The following is a 14,061-nucleotide window of genomic DNA, read 5'->3' on the forward strand; positions in this document are numbered from 1 at the left end:
CCCAGCGGGGTCAGTTGCACATGATGAAGAGCTTGCGCTCGGCGAAGTCGCTCAGCCCGGACGTGGGCATGTGGGGCAGGCCCCCCGTGGGGATGGCGTTGGGGGTGGCGGGCAGTTCCCCCCCAGTGGCATTGAGTATCCTGTAGCCCCGGCCGCCGCAGACGGCCCCGGCCTTCTCCACGCAATGCCCCATGTTGAGCAGGGGGCCGCCGCAACTCACCACATGGGCCATCCAGCCGTCCGCCAGGCGCACGTCCCGGGAGCTGGCACAACCCGCCAGCAGCATGGCCAACATGACAAGAGAAGACAGGCTCCTCATGATCCGGCTCCTTCAGCAATCAGTTCTGCCCGTGAATCTTGCATATCCGGCCACCTCAGCGGATGGATTCGATGCTGTATTTCTTGTCCATGATCTGGGGCGTGAGCACCGCATACCCCTGGTGCTGCCAGTGCACCAGTTCCGCCGGGGCGGAAGGCACGGCCTGGACGAAGTCCTGCAGGTCCTTGAGGCTGTAGCCATAGTCCCCCATGGCCAACAGGCAGACCTTGAATTCCACCCCCAGGTCCGCGTAGTAGCGCATGCGTTCCACGAACTCCTTGTACTTCTCCTCGTTCTTCTTCGCCACCGTCACCAGCTCGGTGCCGTGGATCACCACCTTGATGGTCTCCGGGTTGAACTCATAGGGCGGGGTGGAGAGGGGGATGGCCAGGGAGCGCACCCAGTACAGGGCGGCCCCCATCTTGGCGGGGTCGTCCAGGTAGAAATCGAACACTACCTTGGGCGGCGCATAGGGCGTTTGCACGAAGGTGGCTTCGGCCCGGGCGGTGTTGATGAGGATCAGTCCTGCGATGAGGGCGAAGACGGTGCGCATGAGCGGCTCCTGGACGATGTGATGTGCCCAGCATAGCCGAAGTGATAGGGCTCAGCCCGGCTTGCCGTCCGCCCGGGGACGCCAGTAGAAGGGGGCGTATTTCCAGGCCCAGAGGCCGAAGGCCAGGAGCCAGAGCAGGCCCGCCAGGGAAACAAGGAAACCGGGCAGGGGCAGCAGGTCCGGCAACATACGTATCACGGCTATCCCCTGCACCAGCCAGAACAGCCGCCAGGTGGTGCCGTCGGCCTCCAGGGGGCGGCCGGAGTGGCCCAGGGTCACCCGGGAGGCCATGCCCACCAGCATGGTGGAGAAGAAGCCGATGCCCAGGGCATGCAGGGGCGCCAGGCCGGCGGTCCAGTCCAGCCCCATGAAACGGGCCAGGCTGTCAGCCGCAAACAGCAGGAATGAAACCCCGGCCCACACGAAGGCGATGTGCAGCATGGCCAGCAGCCGCACGCCGAAGCTGCGGGCGATGCCCCAGCGGGTAATGAACCAGAAGGCGATGCCTGCCAGGGGCAGGTCTGCCAGCCAGGTGAAATGCGCCAGGCCGGAGGCATCCAGCACCCCATGGGCCAGGCCGGCCGCCAGCATGGCGTAAAGGGGGCCGTAGGGCCGGATGAGCACGTAGTTGGCCACCACGCGGCTGGTGAACCAGGGCACCATGCGATGGCACACGGCCAGAAAGATTGGCACCAGGCAGCCCCACACCGCCAGGGCCTCTGCCCAGGCCAGCAGGTCGGGCACGTCCCCCAGCAGCCAGGCCAGCAACAGGGCGTTGCCCAGCCAGCCCAGGGCCAGTCCACCCCAGGCGATCCAGCTGTGGCGCTTGTCCTGGGGCTTGGCGCCGGCCAGGGTCTTCAGCAGGGCGGCCAGCCCCACGGCCCAGCCCGCCAGGTGCAGCGCCAGGCCCGGGGCGGGCAGGAAGAAAGTCAGCCCCGCGCCGGCGGCCATGAGCAGGCCTGTGGCCGAGTAGGCGGGCAGGGAGATCTTGCCGCCGTTGAGCCAGTTGGGCATGGCGGTGAACAGGAAGCCGAAGATAAAGAACGGGAAAAGGCCGTAGAGCATGAGCCAGGCATGAAGCACGGGGCCGGGCAGGGCAGCCGGCGCCATGCCGGGGCCACCGGCGCGGCGGCTTTCCATGTCCAGCATCCACCACAGCATGCCCAATACGGTCATGAAGGCGCCGGGCAGGAAGGTGATGCGGTGGGCGGCAGCGGTGAGGGTGGACCAGAGGCGGGACATGGCGAGTTGTGGGTGATGGCGGAGGACCATGCTAGCGCTCTGGTGCATCTGGGCATTGATGGAGGTCAACCAGCGTCGCCTCGGAGTAGGAGGAGCGTAGCGAATCCAGGTAATTTCTTGGATGGTCCTTTCTCCCGGACTCGCTGCACTCCTCCGGGCTACACAACTCAGGTGGCGTAGTCCGCCTTCTGCCCCTTCAGCAGCGAGTGGTAGGCCTTCAACCGGCTGGCCAGGATGTCGCCCGCTGCCGCCGCCGCCAGCACGGCACAGCCGGGCTCCTTGAGATGCCGGCAGTTGTGAAATCGGCACTGGCCCAGGCGGCGGCGGATCTCCGGGAAGGCGGCCATGAGCTCTTGTTGGTTCAAATGCTTGAGGCCGAATTCCTGCATGCCGGGGGAGTCGATGAGGGCGCCACTGGCGGCGTTGCCCCCGCTCAGGAGATAGAGGCGGGCGTGGGTGGTGGTGTGGCGCCCCGCATCCAGGGCCTGGGAGATCTCCCCCACGGTGGCATCGGCCCCGGGCACCAGGCGATTCAGCAGGCTGCTCTTGCCCATGCCGGAGGCTCCAACCAGCACGCTGGTCTTGTCCTTCAGGTCCGCTTCCAGGCTGCTGATGTCGCCCAGGGCAGAGACCGGGACCACCTTGTAGCCCAGGGCCTCGTAGGCCTTCAGAAAATCGGCCAGGGCAGCGGTTTCCGGCAGGTCGGTCTTGTTGAGGACGATGTGGGCAGGGATGTCCGCCGATTCGCAGGCCACCAGGCAGCGGATCAGCAATTCCTCGCGGAACAGGGGCACGGCGGCCACCACCACCAGGGCCTGGCCCACGTTGGCGGCGATGAGTTTCGATCGGAATTCGTCGGAGCGGTAAAGCAGGTTGTCCCGGGGTTCGATCTCCTCGATGACGCCGCTGCCGGGATGGGTGAGGCTGAAGCGCACCCGGTCGCCACAGGCCACGCCGCCTTTCTTGCCGCGCATGACGCACTCGGTGATGGTCGTTCCATCGTCCACCAGAAAGTGGCGGCCGTGGGCGGCGACCACCCGGCCGCTTAGCCGCTCAGCCGGCATGGGTGGAGAGGAAACTGTGCTTCCCCCCTTTGGAAAAGTGGGGCAGGGGGGATTCCCACCCGGATGGGAGTGCCACTGCCCCAGGAATCCCCCTCATTCCCCCTTTTGCAAAGGGGGAAGTATCCAGGCATCCGGCAACGAGGCGGTTCAAGGCCGGATCAAAGCTCGAACAGGGCGTCCACCTTGGCCGCGCATATGAAGTCGGACTCGGACAGGCCGTTGATGGCGTGGGTGATGTATTCCACCCGGCAGGTGTTGTAGCCCACGGCCAGGTCCGGGTGATGGCCCTGCTGGTGGGACACCCAGGCCACGGCGTTGACGAAGGTCATGGTGACGTAGTGATCGGGAAATTTGAAGTCCCGCCGCAGCTTGCCTTCGGCCACGCTCCAGTCCTTGGCCAGCTTGGGCATCAGGCTGGCGATCTCGTCGGCGGTGAGGGGCGGAATGCCACCCTCACAGGGTTTGCACTTGCCTTTGGATAGGTCGCAGAAGGTGTCGGTCATGATGGGGTAGTGGGTAGTGGGTAGTGGGTAGTGGGTAGTGGGTAGTGGGTAGTGGGTAGTGGGTAGTGGGTAGTGGGTAGTGGGTGGTCGGTAGTGGAGGAGGGAGGGAGAACGGCGATCCCACTCCCCACTATCGGAACTTGTAGTAGGTCTGGTTGAGGAATGCCCCCAGGTTGGCCTCGTCCTCGGGGAACAACTCGTTGCCCAGCATGGAATTGCAGGTGGTGATCTGCTGGGCCAGTCCGGAAGCGTTCTTGATGCGCCGGTCGGCGCGGGTGTAGATCTTGCTGCCGTCGCCGCCGAAACGGCCCGCATGGCAACCGGCGCATTTCTTTTCGTGCAGGGCCTTGCCGGTAGCGGCATTGCCACTGGCGAAGGGGGTGGCCAGGGCAGGGGTGGAGAGAAATGCCAGAACGAACATCAAGCGCTTCATGTGTTTCTCCTCGTCAAGTGCCGGTCAGGCCGGCTGTAGTGAACCCTCGTTATAGCTTTCCAGCTTCTCGATGCGCTCCACGGCCTTGGGGTGGCTGTCGTAGAAAAGCGAATACACCGGATCCGGCGTCAGGGTGGCGGCGTTGTCGCGGTAAAGCCGCACCAGGGCACTGATGAGATGGGCTGGCAGGCTGTGGCGGGCTGCAAACGCGTCAGCCTGGAACTCGTGCTTGCGGGAATACAGGCTCATCAGCGGCGTCAGGGGGAAGAGGAACACCGGCATGGCCAGGAAGAACAGGGCCAGGGCGGTGGCATCCGTGGCGGCCGTTGCGTACTCCACCCCCAGGCCTGCGTAGAACCAGGGCGCGCCCTTGAGCCAGGCCAGCACCGCCAGCAGGCCCAGGGACAGCACGAACATGAGGGCGATGCGCTTGACGATGTGGCGGTGGTGGAAGTGGCCCAGCTCGTGGGCCAGCACCGCCTCGATCTGGTCGTGGGAGAGCTGGTTCAGCAAGGTGTCGTAGAAGACGATGCGCTTGGACTGGCCCAGGCCGGTGAAGTAGGCGTTGCCGTGGCTGGAACGCTTGGAGCCGTCCATGACGAATACGCCGCTGGACTTGAAACCGGCCCGTTGCAGGAGGGCCTCGATGCGGGCCCGCAGGGTCTGGTCCGGCAGGGGGGTGAACTTGTTGAACAGAGGCGCGATGACGCTGGGATACAGGGCCAGCACCAGCAGGTTGAATCCCATCCACACGCCCCACACCCACAGCCACCAGGCATCGCCCATGATGCCCATGAGCCACAGCACCAGCAGCAGCAGGGGGGCGCCGATGGCCAGGCTGATCATTACCTGCTTGATGAGGTCGCCCACGTAGCCGCCAAGGGTCTGGCGGTTGAAGCCGAAGCGGGCCTCGATGCGGAACTGGCGCCACAGCCCCAGGGGCAATTCCACCGCGCCGCTGATGAAGGCCATGCCCAGCAGCAGGGCGGTGCCCGCCAGCAGGGGTGACGCGATGGCGCCGCTCAAGCCTTCGTAAAGGGCCTGGATGCCGCCACCCAGGGTAAAGGCCAGCAGCAGGCCCGCTTCCACGGCCAGGTGCAACAGTCCCAGGCGGGTCTTGGCCAGGGTATAGGCTGCGGCCTTGCGGTGTTCCTCCAGGGGGATGGCTTCAGCGAAGGCGGGCGGCGTGGCATCCCGGTGGGTCCAGACGTGGCGCATCTGGCGCAGCAGCAGCCACAGCTTGAGGCCGAAGGTGAGGATCACGGCGGCCAGGAAAAGGTTGGTAAAGGAAGGCATGGACGGTTCGACGTGGAATGTTTGATTTTGTGCCCGGCGGCTGGCATTCGCAGAAATGTAAAAAAACCTCCATAAATTAAGGTCTTAGTACGGCCGGACGCGAGGCCTGGACGATTGTGCCACAATGAACCGCCCGCAATTACAGGTCACAAAGAAGGTTATTTATGCCCCAAGTGGATACCCACCTGGTCTGGGTGGATATGGAAATGTCCGGCCTGGATCCGGACAACGACAAAGTGCTGGAAATCGCCCTCATCGTCACCGACAAGGACCTAAACCTGGTGGAGGAGGGGCCCGTGCTGGTGGTGCATCAGCCAGACGCCGTGCTGGATGCCATGGACAGTTGGAACAAGGGCACCCACGGCAAGTCTGGCCTCATCGACAAGGTGAAGGCCTCCCCCCTATCCGAAGCAGAGGTGGAACTGCAGGTACTGGCCTTCATGGAGAAGCACGTGCCCAAGCGCACCTCTCCCATGTGCGGCAATTCCATATGCCAGGACCGCCGCTTTTTGGCGCGCCACATGCCCCAATTGGAGGCGTATTTCCACTACCGCAACCTGGACGTGTCCACCCTGAAGGAACTGGCGGCCCGCTGGCGCCCCGAGCTGAAGGACGGATTCAAGAAGGCCAACAGCCACACCGCCCTGGCTGACATACAGGAATCCATAGAGGAACTGAAGTACTACCGGGACCATTTCATGCGCCTGGCCTGATGTTTGCTCGCCGATGTTGGATCAGGTACGTACATCGTCTCCGGTAACGCGAAAAGGAAGAAGAACCCATGAAGCCCGGCACGCCCTTCGTCGTTGAAGTCAATCCCCGCATTCCCCGCCGTCTAGCCCGCCTGTCTGAACTGGCCGAGAACCTCTGGTACGCCTGGGACCGGCCCACCCGCACCCTGTTCGCCCGCCTGCACCCGGGCCTGTGGGACGCGGTGAACCATAACCCCAAGGCCTTCCTCAAGCGGGTGGACGAGGAGCGTCTGACCGAGGCGGCGGAAGACCACATCTTCCTGGGCAGCTACAACCGGGTGCTGTCCGCCTTCGACACCTACATGAGCGAGCCCCTGCGCCGGGACATGCCCATTGACCTGAAACCCGGTGACCTGGTGGCCTATTTCTGCGCCGAGTTCGGCTTCCACGAGAGCTTCCCGGTCTATTCCGGCGGCCTGGGCATCCTGGCGGGGGACCACTGCAAGGCCGCCTCGGACATGCGCCTGCCCTTCGTGGCCGTGGGCCTGCTCTACCGCCAGGGCTACTTTTCCCAGCGCATCGACAACGACGGCAACCAGATCGCCACCTACACCGACTCCGAGTTCGGCGACCTGCCCATGCATCCGGCCCTGCGGGAGGACGGCAGCGAGGTCCACATCCAGATGGAACTGCCGGGCCGCCTGGTGGAGGTGAAGGTTTGGGAGACCCGCATCGGCCACGTGCGCCTGTGCCTCCTGGACACGGATCTGCCCGGCAACAGCCCGGAGGACCGCTACATCACCCACCAGCTCTACGGCGGCGACAAGCACACCCGCATCCAGCAGGAAATGGTGCTGGGTATCGGCGGCATGCGGGCCCTGGAGCAGATGGGCATCAAGCCCACCTGCTACCACATCAACGAGGGCCACGCAGCCTTCCTGGTGCTGGAGCGGGTGCGTCGCAAGGTGAAGCAGGGCTTGTCCTACCACGGTGCCCTGGAGGCGGTGGCCGCCTCCACGGTGTTCACCACCCACACCCCGGTGCCGGCGGGCCACGACCACTTCGCCGAGGACATGATCTGGGATTACTTCCATCGCTGCTGCACGGACCTGGGCATCAGCCGGGAGGAATTCATGCACCTGGGGGGCGCTGGCCAGGGCCAGGACTTCAACATGACCAAGCTGGCCCTGAACGGCTCCCGCCATCACAACGGCGTGTCCCGCATCCACGGTGGCGTGTCCTCCCACATCCTTTCGGACATGTGGCCCCAGGTATCGCCCCACGAGTCCCCCATGGACTTCATCACCAATGGCGTCCACGTGGCCACCTTCCTGTCCCAGGAATGGCAGGACCTGTTCGACGGCAAGCTGGGCTACGAATGGCGCCGTCGCCTCACGGACGTGGACTTCTGGGAACGGGTGGGGAGCATCCCGGATCATCATTTCTGGGCCGTGCACCAGGCCATCAAGACCCAGATGCTGCATTCCGTGCGCTACCGCGTGACCCGGCAGCACCTGCGCAACCATGGCTCTCCAGCCCACCTGGAGCGCATGCTCAAGTACGCCAATCCCCTGGACCCCAACGTGCTCACCATCGGCTTCGCCCGCCGCTTCGCCACCTACAAGCGGGCCACCCTGATGTTCGAGAACATGGACTGGTTGCGCCAGATCATCAACGACGCGGACCGGCCCGTGCTGTTCATCTTCGCCGGCAAGGCCCACCCGGCGGACAAGCCGGGCCAGGAACTGATACGCCGTGTGCACGAGATCTCCCGCTGGCCCGAGTTCGAGGGCAAGTTGTTGATGGTGGAGGGCTACGACCTGGGCCTTTCCCGCAGGCTGGTGTCCGGCTGCGACGTGTGGCTCAACAACCCCATCTATCCCCTGGAGGCTTCCGGCACCTCGGGCATGAAGGCGGGCCTGAACGGGGTCATCAACCTGTCCGTCACCGACGGCTGGTGGGACGAGGGCTACGACGGCACCAATGGCTGGGACATCAAGCCCGCTCCCGAGTATTACGACGACGCCCGCCGAAACCGGGAAGACAGTCAGACTCTTTACGAACTGCTGCAGGACCAGGTCATCCCCATGTACTATCGTCGCAACGAACTGGGCTTTTCCCCCGAGTGGGTTAGGATGGCCAAGCGTTCCATCGCCACCCTGTTGCCCCGCTTCAACTCCACCCGCATGGTCATGGAGTACGCCAACAAGTTCTACGGCCCGGCTTCCCGCCAGTGGCGTCGTTATTCCGAGGGGGAATTCGCTGCCGCCCAGTCCCTGGCGGCGTGGAAGTCCAAGGTGCGTCATGGCTGGGGCGGCGTGTCCGTGCGGCGGGTGGACGACCCCCTGAAGCAGATGACCTTCGGCGAGGCCATGGAAGTCCAGGTGGCCGTCAACCTCAACGGCCTGGCACCGGAGGACGTGTGCGTGGAACTCCTCATCGGCCGCGCCTCCCATGCGGGCCAGGACAGTGAACTGGAGGCGATTCCCATGACGTCGGCCGGTTGGGACAAGAAGGAGTGCCTGTTCAAGCTGGAACTCATGCCCGAGCTGTGCGGCCGCCTAATGTACCGGGTGCGGGTCTATCCCCACCATGAACTGCTGACCCATCCGTTTGAAACGGGTCTGATGGTCTGGCTGTGATGAAAGCAGTGAAGGGGGAAGGGAGAAGGGTAAAGGGTAGGATGGATGAATACCCTTCCCCCTTCACCCTTCACCCTTTACTCAGGATATGACTGCTTTTTTCGCCATCGGTATCGGCGCCGCCTTTGGCGCCTGGCTGCGCTGGGGCCTGGGCCTGTGGCTCAACCCCCTGTTCTCCACGGTGCCCCTGGGCACCTTGGCCGCCAACCTGTCCGGTGGCTACCTCATCGGCGTGGCCGTGGCCTTCTTCGCCCAGCACCCGGGCCTGCCGCCGGAATGGCGCCTCATCGCCATCACCGGCTTCCTGGGCGGCCTGACCACCTTCTCCACCTTCTCCGCCGAGGTCTTCACCCTCATCAGCCGGGGCCAGATGGGCTGGGCCCTGGGAACCGCCGGCCTGCATCTGTTGGGCTCCCTGGCCATGACCGGCCTGGGGGTATGGACCTATTCAGTCATACGGGGGTGATCATGGAAATGCTGTGCGTCCGTTTTTACGTGCAAGAGGGCATGCGCCACGAGCATCAGCCCATCGGCGACTGGCTCTTCGCCCAGGCCAAGGCGGTGGGTATTCCCGGTGGCACGGCCTTCCGCGCCGCCGCCGGCTTCGGCCGCCATGGCCTGCATGAGGACCACTTTTTCGAACTGGCGGGCAAACTGCCGGAGGCGGTGGAGTTCTTCGCCGCGCCCGCGACCACTGACGCCCTGATCAGCCGGGTGGGGCAGGCGGGCCTGAAGCTGCTGTACATCACGTACCCGGTCCATGCGGGCGTGACCGGGGCATGAATTCCCAGCTGCGCCCAATCGCTCGTCACCCCGGCGAAGGCCGGGGTCCAGGCCTTTGAACCGTCTGGATTCCGGCGTCCGCCGGAATGACGGCCCCACATTTCCACCAGCCTATGGGACGGTTCCCGGTGTATCTTGAGTCCCTGGACCTCGCCGACCAAGCCATCCTGTTCGTCGCTTCCTTCGTCGCCAACTGGTTCTCCGCCCTTTCCGGCGGCGGCGCGGGGCTGATCCAGTTCCCCATGCTCATTTTCCTGGGCCTGCCCTTCGGCGTGGCCCTGGCCACCCACAAGGTGGCCAGCGTGGCCCTGGGCATCGGCGCCACCATGCGGCACCTGAAGGAAAGCCACCTGGAGCTCCGCTTTTCCCTGGTGATACTGGGGGCAGGCCTGCCCGGCGTGGTGCTGGGGGCCTCCACCATCCTGCAGGTGCCGGAGCGCCCCGCCACCATCGCCCTGGGGCTGCTCACCATGGGCCTGGGCCTCTACTCCGTGTTCAAGCCCAGGCTGGGCATGGAGTTCGAACCCCGCAACCGGGAGGGCAGGGGCCTGTGGGTCGGCATGGCCGGCCTGTTCACCGTGGGCTTCCTCAACGGCTCCATCACCTCCGGCACGGGCCTGTTCCTAACCATCTGGCTCATCCGCCACTTCGGCCTGGACTACAAGCGGGCCGTGGCCTACACCCTGATCCTGTGCGGCTTCTTCTGGAATGGCACCGGCGCCGTGGTGCTGGGGATCCTGGGCACCGTTGCCTGGGGCTGGATGCCCGCCCTGCTGGCCGGTTCCATCATCGGTGGTTACCTGGGCAGCCACGTGGCCATCACCAAGGGCAACACCTGGATCAAACGGGCCTTCGAGATCACTACCATCGCCATCGGGTTGAAGCTGCTGATGGTGTAGACGTTTGATAACAGGAAGATCCGGATTTCCGGCGAGGCGTCAACACGGCCATTCGTTCGAGGCTTCAAGTCGGGCAGATCTGGTGCACCCAAAGTCTGGTTGTGCGAGCCCAGCCACAGCTTTCTATGCGCTGTCTCTACCCGCCCGATAGACCGCCAGCAGGGCGGCCCTGAGGTCCGCATCTCCGTCCAGCTCCAGGCTGCCCAGGTGGTTTGCGGCGATGGCCCGCACAGCTTGCCAGTCCTGCGCCGCCCTTGATGCATGCTCGAAGCGGGTCCAGTCGAAGACCCCGTCCTCGAAGGCCAGCACCGCCAGGCCGGTGGGTTCCGAGAAGGCGATATCCTCGGATTCCAGCGCCTCGTACAGGTAGGAGTAGGGGTCGACGCCCGCCGCCCTTGCCAACATGCGGTGGAAGTCAGGGGGCTGCCCCGGCTCTCCCGGGCATTTGTCCAGATCGACATGGGTTTCCAAGGTGAGTGTCTCACCCTTGAAGGAAACCTCCAGGCAGGCGCGGATGGTGTTGGTGCTCATGTGATCCGGTGCTCTTGTTAAGTTGAGCCCCAATGGGACTCGAAGTCGAAAGACAATTGGCGATGATGCTTGATGGCCAGGAGATACACGGTGTCCTCAAGTCTGGCGTGGAGGATCAGGTAGCTGGCGAGGAGGTATTCGCGCAGAGTGACTGGTTGCGTGAATTGCCCGGCCAGCTGTGCTTGCAGCCGTTCGAGGGCGTTGCCGGCTTCCACGGAGCGGGGCTTTCGCGCCAGGAATGGACGGCTCATGTCCGGGAAGCGTTCCAGATTAGGGATCACGCTTTCCCCGAGTTCGTCGAGCAGTAGGTCAATAGCCTGGGGAGCCTCCACCTCCAGCAGGAAGTGTTCGAACTCTTCGAGGGTCCGCTCGAAGTTCCTGGTGAACTTGACTGACGTATTACTGGGCACTGTGTCCGCCCGGGCGTGTCAGGCGGCGCGGTGGCGCTTGATCTTCGAGAGCGCCCCACGGGCATCCTGGACTTGGCCCGCAGCCACGTCCGCCAGGCCCTTGCCGGCTTCATCGATCAGGATCAGGTGGATGCGCTCCCGTTCCAGTCGGTGGTAGTAGTCCAGCCGTTCCGCGTCGATCATGGCGACGTAGCTTTCGCCGTTCTTGGTGATGATTTTCTCGGCCCCCGCCCTGACCTCCTCGGCCAGCTCCGAGAAGTTGGAGCGGGCCTGGGAGAGGGGGATCACGTCCCTTGTCGCAAAACCCATGATGATCTCCGTGGAATATGTGCTGATCAAAACAGTGTACGTCATTCTGCACAAATGAGCGGCTGATACGCGGACCCACTACCTACTAAGGGGTACCCATTGATATCTGTCAAGTGGGTCGAATTTCTCCTGGCATGTTGCGCATACACTATCTATGCTGTTTTTTAGCCTCTGCATCACTATATGTAGCGCGCAACCAGAAGACCAACAGGAGACATGATGGAACAGAAAATCCCCGTTGCCCCCGTGAAGGGGTTGTTGTCACTGCCCGCCGAAGCCCTGAAACGCGATGGCCGCCGGGTGCCCTTCGATGCCCAGAAAATCCGTTCCGCCATCGCCCGGGCCGGCCAGGCCAGCGGCGAGTTCGACGCGGATGAAGCGGACCTGCTCACCGCCCAGGTGACCAAGGTGCTGATCCACCGCTTCCATGGCAATCCACCCACCATCGAGCAGATCCAGGACGTGGTGGAGCAGACCCTCATCGCCGCCAACCACCTGAAGACGGCCCGGGCCTACATCGTCTATCGGGAGCAGCACGCCAAGCTGCGGGCGGACCGCAAGACTTTGGTGGACGTGGAGTCCTCCATCAATGAATACTTGAACCGCCAGGATTGGCGGGTGAACGCCAACGCCAACCAGGGCTACAGCCTGGGGGGGCTGATCCTCAACGTGTCCGGCAAGGTGACGGCCAACTACTGGCTGTCCCACGTGTATGCGCCCGAGATCGGCGAGGCCCACCGCAACGGCGACGTGCACATCCACGACCTGGACATGCTGGCGGGCTACTGCGCCGGCTGGTCCCTGCGCACCCTGTTGCACGAGGGCCTGAACGGCGTGCCGGGCAAGGTGGAGGCGGCGCCGCCCAGGCACATGTCCAGCGCCGTGGGCCAGATCGTCAACTTCCTGGGCACCCTGCAGAACGAGTGGGCCGGCGCCCAGGCCTTCTCGTCCTTCGACACCTACATGGCGCCCTTCATCCGCAAGGACAACCTGAGCTATGACGAGGTGCGTCAGTCCATCCAGGAACTGGTCTACAACCTCAACGTGCCCTCCCGCTGGGGCACCCAGACCCCCTTCACCAACCTGACCTTCGACTGGACCTGCCCGGAGGATTTGAGGGAGCAGATCCCCGTCATCGGCGGCCAGGAGATGCCCTTCAGCTACGGCGACCTGCAGGCCGAGATGGACATGATCAACCGGGCCTACATCGAGGTGATGACCACGGGTGACGCCAAGGGCCGGGCCTTCACCTTCCCCATCCCCACCTACAACATCACCCCGGACTTCCCCTGGGAGTCGGAGAATGCCGAGCGGCTGTTTCACATGACCGCCAAGTACGGCCTGCCCTACTTCCAGAACTTCGTGAACTCCGAGCTGAAGCCCAACATGGTGCGCTCCATGTGCTGCCGCCTGCAGCTGGACCTGCGTGAGCTGCTGAAGCGGGGCAATGGCCTGTTCGGCAGCGCCGAGCAGACCGGCAGCCTGGGGGTGGTGACCCTCAACTGCGCCCGCCTGGGCTACCTGTACAAGGGCGACGAAACGGCATTGCTGGCCCGCCTGGACGAACTGATGGAAATGGGCAAGAACAGCCTGGAGGTGAAGCGCAAGGTGATCCAGGGCCTCATGGACCAGGGCCTGTTCCCGTACACCAAGCGGTATCTCGGCACCCTGCGCAACCACTTCTCCACCCTGGGGGTGAACGGCCTCAACGAGATGGTGCGCAACTTCACCGAGGATGAGCATGACATCACCACGGTCTGGGGCCATGAGTTCGCCTGCCGCCTGCTGGACCACATCCGCGCCCGCATCGTCGCTTTCCAGGAGGAGACGGGCCACCTCTACAACCTGGAGGCCACGCCGGCGGAAGGCACCACCTACCGCTTCGCCAAGGAGGACCGCAAGCGCTGGACCGACATCCTCCAGGCCGGCACGGACGAGCAGCCCTACTACACCAACTCGTCGCAATTGCCCGTGGGCTTCACCGACGACCCCTTCGAGGCCCTGGCGCGGCAGGAGGAACTCCAGTCCAAGTACACCGGCGGCACCGTGCTGCACCTGTACATGAACGAGCGGGTATCCAGCGTGGAGGCCTGCAAGACCCTGGTGAAACGGTCGTTGACCAACTTCCGCCTGCCCTACATCACCATCACGCCCACCTTCTCCATCTGCCCAACGCACGGCTACCTGTCGGGCGAGCACAAGTTCTGCCCCAAGTGCGACGCGGAGCTGATCGAGAAGAAACGGCGAGTCGCCTGAAACTGACGCTTGTGGCCCTTGCCAAGCCGAAAGATGAGACCAGAACAATCCCGTGCCCCCGGACTCGCTATCGCTCCTCCGGGCTACGGCAGCCTTGTAGCCTGGAGGAGGCCGAAGGCCGAGTCCGGG

The 14,061-nt window shown here is 64.2% G+C and carries 16 protein-coding genes; 6 read left to right on the forward strand and 10 right to left on the reverse strand.

Translation table 11 applies throughout. The annotated features are described in order from the left end of the window. Positions 1-10: 10 nt before the first annotated feature. The 7 genes from H6935_00325 to H6935_00355 all read right to left on the reverse strand — a co-directional run bounded on the left by H6935_00325 (position 11) and on the right by H6935_00355 (position 5,410). Positions 11-319: a hypothetical protein gene (locus tag H6935_00325; protein MCP5276794.1), complete on the reverse strand. Its 309-nt coding sequence runs from the start codon at positions 317-319 to the stop codon at positions 11-13. Positions 320-374: 55 nt separating this feature from the next. Continuing rightward, positions 375-872, reverse strand: coding sequence for a DsrE family protein (locus H6935_00330; GenBank protein ID MCP5276795.1), 498 nt, complete (start codon positions 870-872; stop codon positions 375-377). A 51-nt stretch (positions 873-923) separates the two neighbouring features. After that, positions 924-2,114: an NnrS family protein gene (locus H6935_00335; GenBank protein ID MCP5276796.1), complete on the reverse strand. Its 1,191-nt coding sequence runs from the start codon at positions 2,112-2,114 to the stop codon at positions 924-926. A gap of 167 nt (positions 2,115-2,281) precedes the next feature. Then, positions 2,282-3,178, reverse strand: a complete 897-nt coding sequence (gene rsgA / locus H6935_00340) for a ribosome small subunit-dependent GTPase A (GenBank protein ID MCP5276797.1) — start codon at positions 3,176-3,178, stop codon at positions 2,282-2,284. A gap of 158 nt (positions 3,179-3,336) precedes the next feature. Next, positions 3,337-3,681 carry a 4a-hydroxytetrahydrobiopterin dehydratase gene (locus tag H6935_00345; GenBank protein ID MCP5276798.1) on the reverse strand — a complete coding sequence of 115 codons (345 nt, stop codon included), beginning with the start codon at positions 3,679-3,681 and terminating at the stop codon, positions 3,337-3,339. A 130-nt stretch (positions 3,682-3,811) separates the two neighbouring features. Beyond that, the gene (locus tag H6935_00350) at positions 3,812-4,114 is read right to left on the reverse strand and encodes a cytochrome c (protein MCP5276799.1); all 303 of its coding nucleotides are present in this window, start codon (positions 4,112-4,114) and stop codon (positions 3,812-3,814) included. A gap of 24 nt (positions 4,115-4,138) precedes the next feature. Beyond that, the gene (locus H6935_00355; GenBank protein MCP5276800.1) at positions 4,139-5,410 is read right to left on the reverse strand and encodes a M48 family metallopeptidase; all 1,272 of its coding nucleotides are present in this window, start codon (positions 5,408-5,410) and stop codon (positions 4,139-4,141) included. Between the two features lie 164 nt (positions 5,411-5,574). Here H6935_00355 and orn point away from each other — a divergent pair, with 164 nt between their 5' ends. The 5 genes from orn to H6935_00380 all read left to right on the forward strand — a co-directional run bounded on the left by orn (position 5,575) and on the right by H6935_00380 (position 10,426). Continuing rightward, positions 5,575-6,123, forward strand: coding sequence for an oligoribonuclease (gene orn, locus H6935_00360; protein ID MCP5276801.1), 549 nt, complete (start codon positions 5,575-5,577; stop codon positions 6,121-6,123). Positions 6,124-6,191: 68 nt separating this feature from the next. Continuing rightward, positions 6,192-8,744: an alpha-glucan family phosphorylase gene (gene glgP / locus H6935_00365; GenBank protein ID MCP5276802.1), complete on the forward strand. Its 2,553-nt coding sequence runs from the start codon at positions 6,192-6,194 to the stop codon at positions 8,742-8,744. Between the two features lie 88 nt (positions 8,745-8,832). Continuing rightward, positions 8,833-9,210: a fluoride efflux transporter CrcB gene (gene crcB, locus H6935_00370; protein ID MCP5276803.1), complete on the forward strand. Its 378-nt coding sequence runs from the start codon at positions 8,833-8,835 to the stop codon at positions 9,208-9,210. Positions 9,211-9,212: 2 nt separating this feature from the next. Further along, a complete protein-coding gene (locus H6935_00375) occupies positions 9,213-9,527 on the forward strand; it encodes a DUF190 domain-containing protein (GenBank protein ID MCP5276804.1) in 315 nt (104 codons plus the stop codon). Between the two features lie 113 nt (positions 9,528-9,640). Beyond that, on the forward strand, positions 9,641-10,426 hold the full coding sequence (locus tag H6935_00380) for a sulfite exporter TauE/SafE family protein (GenBank protein MCP5276805.1): 786 nt from the start codon (positions 9,641-9,643) through the stop codon (positions 10,424-10,426). A gap of 123 nt (positions 10,427-10,549) precedes the next feature. Here H6935_00380 and H6935_00385 read toward each other — a convergent pair whose 3' ends face one another. The 3 genes from H6935_00385 to H6935_00395 are packed head-to-tail and all read right to left on the reverse strand — an operon-like array spanning position 10,550 to position 11,676. Then, a complete protein-coding gene (locus H6935_00385; protein MCP5276806.1) occupies positions 10,550-10,957 on the reverse strand; it encodes a hypothetical protein in 408 nt (135 codons plus the stop codon). Between the two features lie 17 nt (positions 10,958-10,974). Continuing rightward, positions 10,975-11,367 (reverse strand): type II toxin-antitoxin system RelE/ParE family toxin, encoded by a 393-nt coding sequence (locus tag H6935_00390; GenBank protein ID MCP5276807.1) that lies wholly within the window; start codon positions 11,365-11,367, stop codon positions 10,975-10,977. An 18-nt stretch (positions 11,368-11,385) separates the two neighbouring features. Further along, complete coding sequence (locus tag H6935_00395) at positions 11,386-11,676, reverse strand: type II toxin-antitoxin system Phd/YefM family antitoxin (protein ID MCP5276808.1); 291 nt, start codon at positions 11,674-11,676, stop codon at positions 11,386-11,388. 219 nt (positions 11,677-11,895) lie between these two features. On the opposite strand from H6935_00395, the gene H6935_00400 reads away from it, so the two are divergent. Further along, positions 11,896-13,932 (forward strand): ribonucleoside triphosphate reductase, encoded by a 2,037-nt coding sequence (locus H6935_00400; protein MCP5276809.1) that lies wholly within the window; start codon positions 11,896-11,898, stop codon positions 13,930-13,932. Positions 13,933-14,061: the final 129 nt, after the last annotated feature.

Origin of the sequence: Thiobacillus sp., from assembly GCA_024235835.1 — a bacterium.
Taxonomy (GTDB): domain Bacteria; phylum Pseudomonadota; class Gammaproteobacteria; order Burkholderiales; family Thiobacillaceae; genus PFJX01.

Coding starts and splice junctions, on each gene's coding strand:
- H6935_00325 (MCP5276794.1), bottom strand. CDS start 319: ATGAGGAGCCTGTCTTCTCTTGTCATGTTGGCCATGCTGCTGGCGGGT.
- H6935_00330 (MCP5276795.1), bottom strand. CDS start 872: ATGCGCACCGTCTTCGCCCTCATCGCAGGACTGATCCTCATCAACACC.
- H6935_00335 (MCP5276796.1), bottom strand. CDS start 2,114: ATGTCCCGCCTCTGGTCCACCCTCACCGCTGCCGCCCACCGCATCACC.
- rsgA (MCP5276797.1), bottom strand. CDS start 3,178: ATGCCGGCTGAGCGGCTAAGCGGCCGGGTGGTCGCCGCCCACGGCCGC.
- H6935_00345 (MCP5276798.1), bottom strand. CDS start 3,681: ATGACCGACACCTTCTGCGACCTATCCAAAGGCAAGTGCAAACCCTGT.
- H6935_00350 (MCP5276799.1), bottom strand. CDS start 4,114: ATGAAGCGCTTGATGTTCGTTCTGGCATTTCTCTCCACCCCTGCCCTG.
- H6935_00355 (MCP5276800.1), bottom strand. CDS start 5,410: ATGCCTTCCTTTACCAACCTTTTCCTGGCCGCCGTGATCCTCACCTTC.
- orn (MCP5276801.1), top strand. CDS start 5,575: ATGCCCCAAGTGGATACCCACCTGGTCTGGGTGGATATGGAAATGTCC.
- glgP (MCP5276802.1), top strand. CDS start 6,192: ATGAAGCCCGGCACGCCCTTCGTCGTTGAAGTCAATCCCCGCATTCCC.
- crcB (MCP5276803.1), top strand. CDS start 8,833: ATGACTGCTTTTTTCGCCATCGGTATCGGCGCCGCCTTTGGCGCCTGG.
- H6935_00375 (MCP5276804.1), top strand. CDS start 9,213: ATGGAAATGCTGTGCGTCCGTTTTTACGTGCAAGAGGGCATGCGCCAC.
- H6935_00380 (MCP5276805.1), top strand. CDS start 9,641: ATGGGACGGTTCCCGGTGTATCTTGAGTCCCTGGACCTCGCCGACCAA.
- H6935_00385 (MCP5276806.1), bottom strand. CDS start 10,957: ATGAGCACCAACACCATCCGCGCCTGCCTGGAGGTTTCCTTCAAGGGT.
- H6935_00395 (MCP5276808.1), bottom strand. CDS start 11,676: ATGGGTTTTGCGACAAGGGACGTGATCCCCCTCTCCCAGGCCCGCTCC.
- H6935_00400 (MCP5276809.1), top strand. CDS start 11,896: ATGGAACAGAAAATCCCCGTTGCCCCCGTGAAGGGGTTGTTGTCACTG.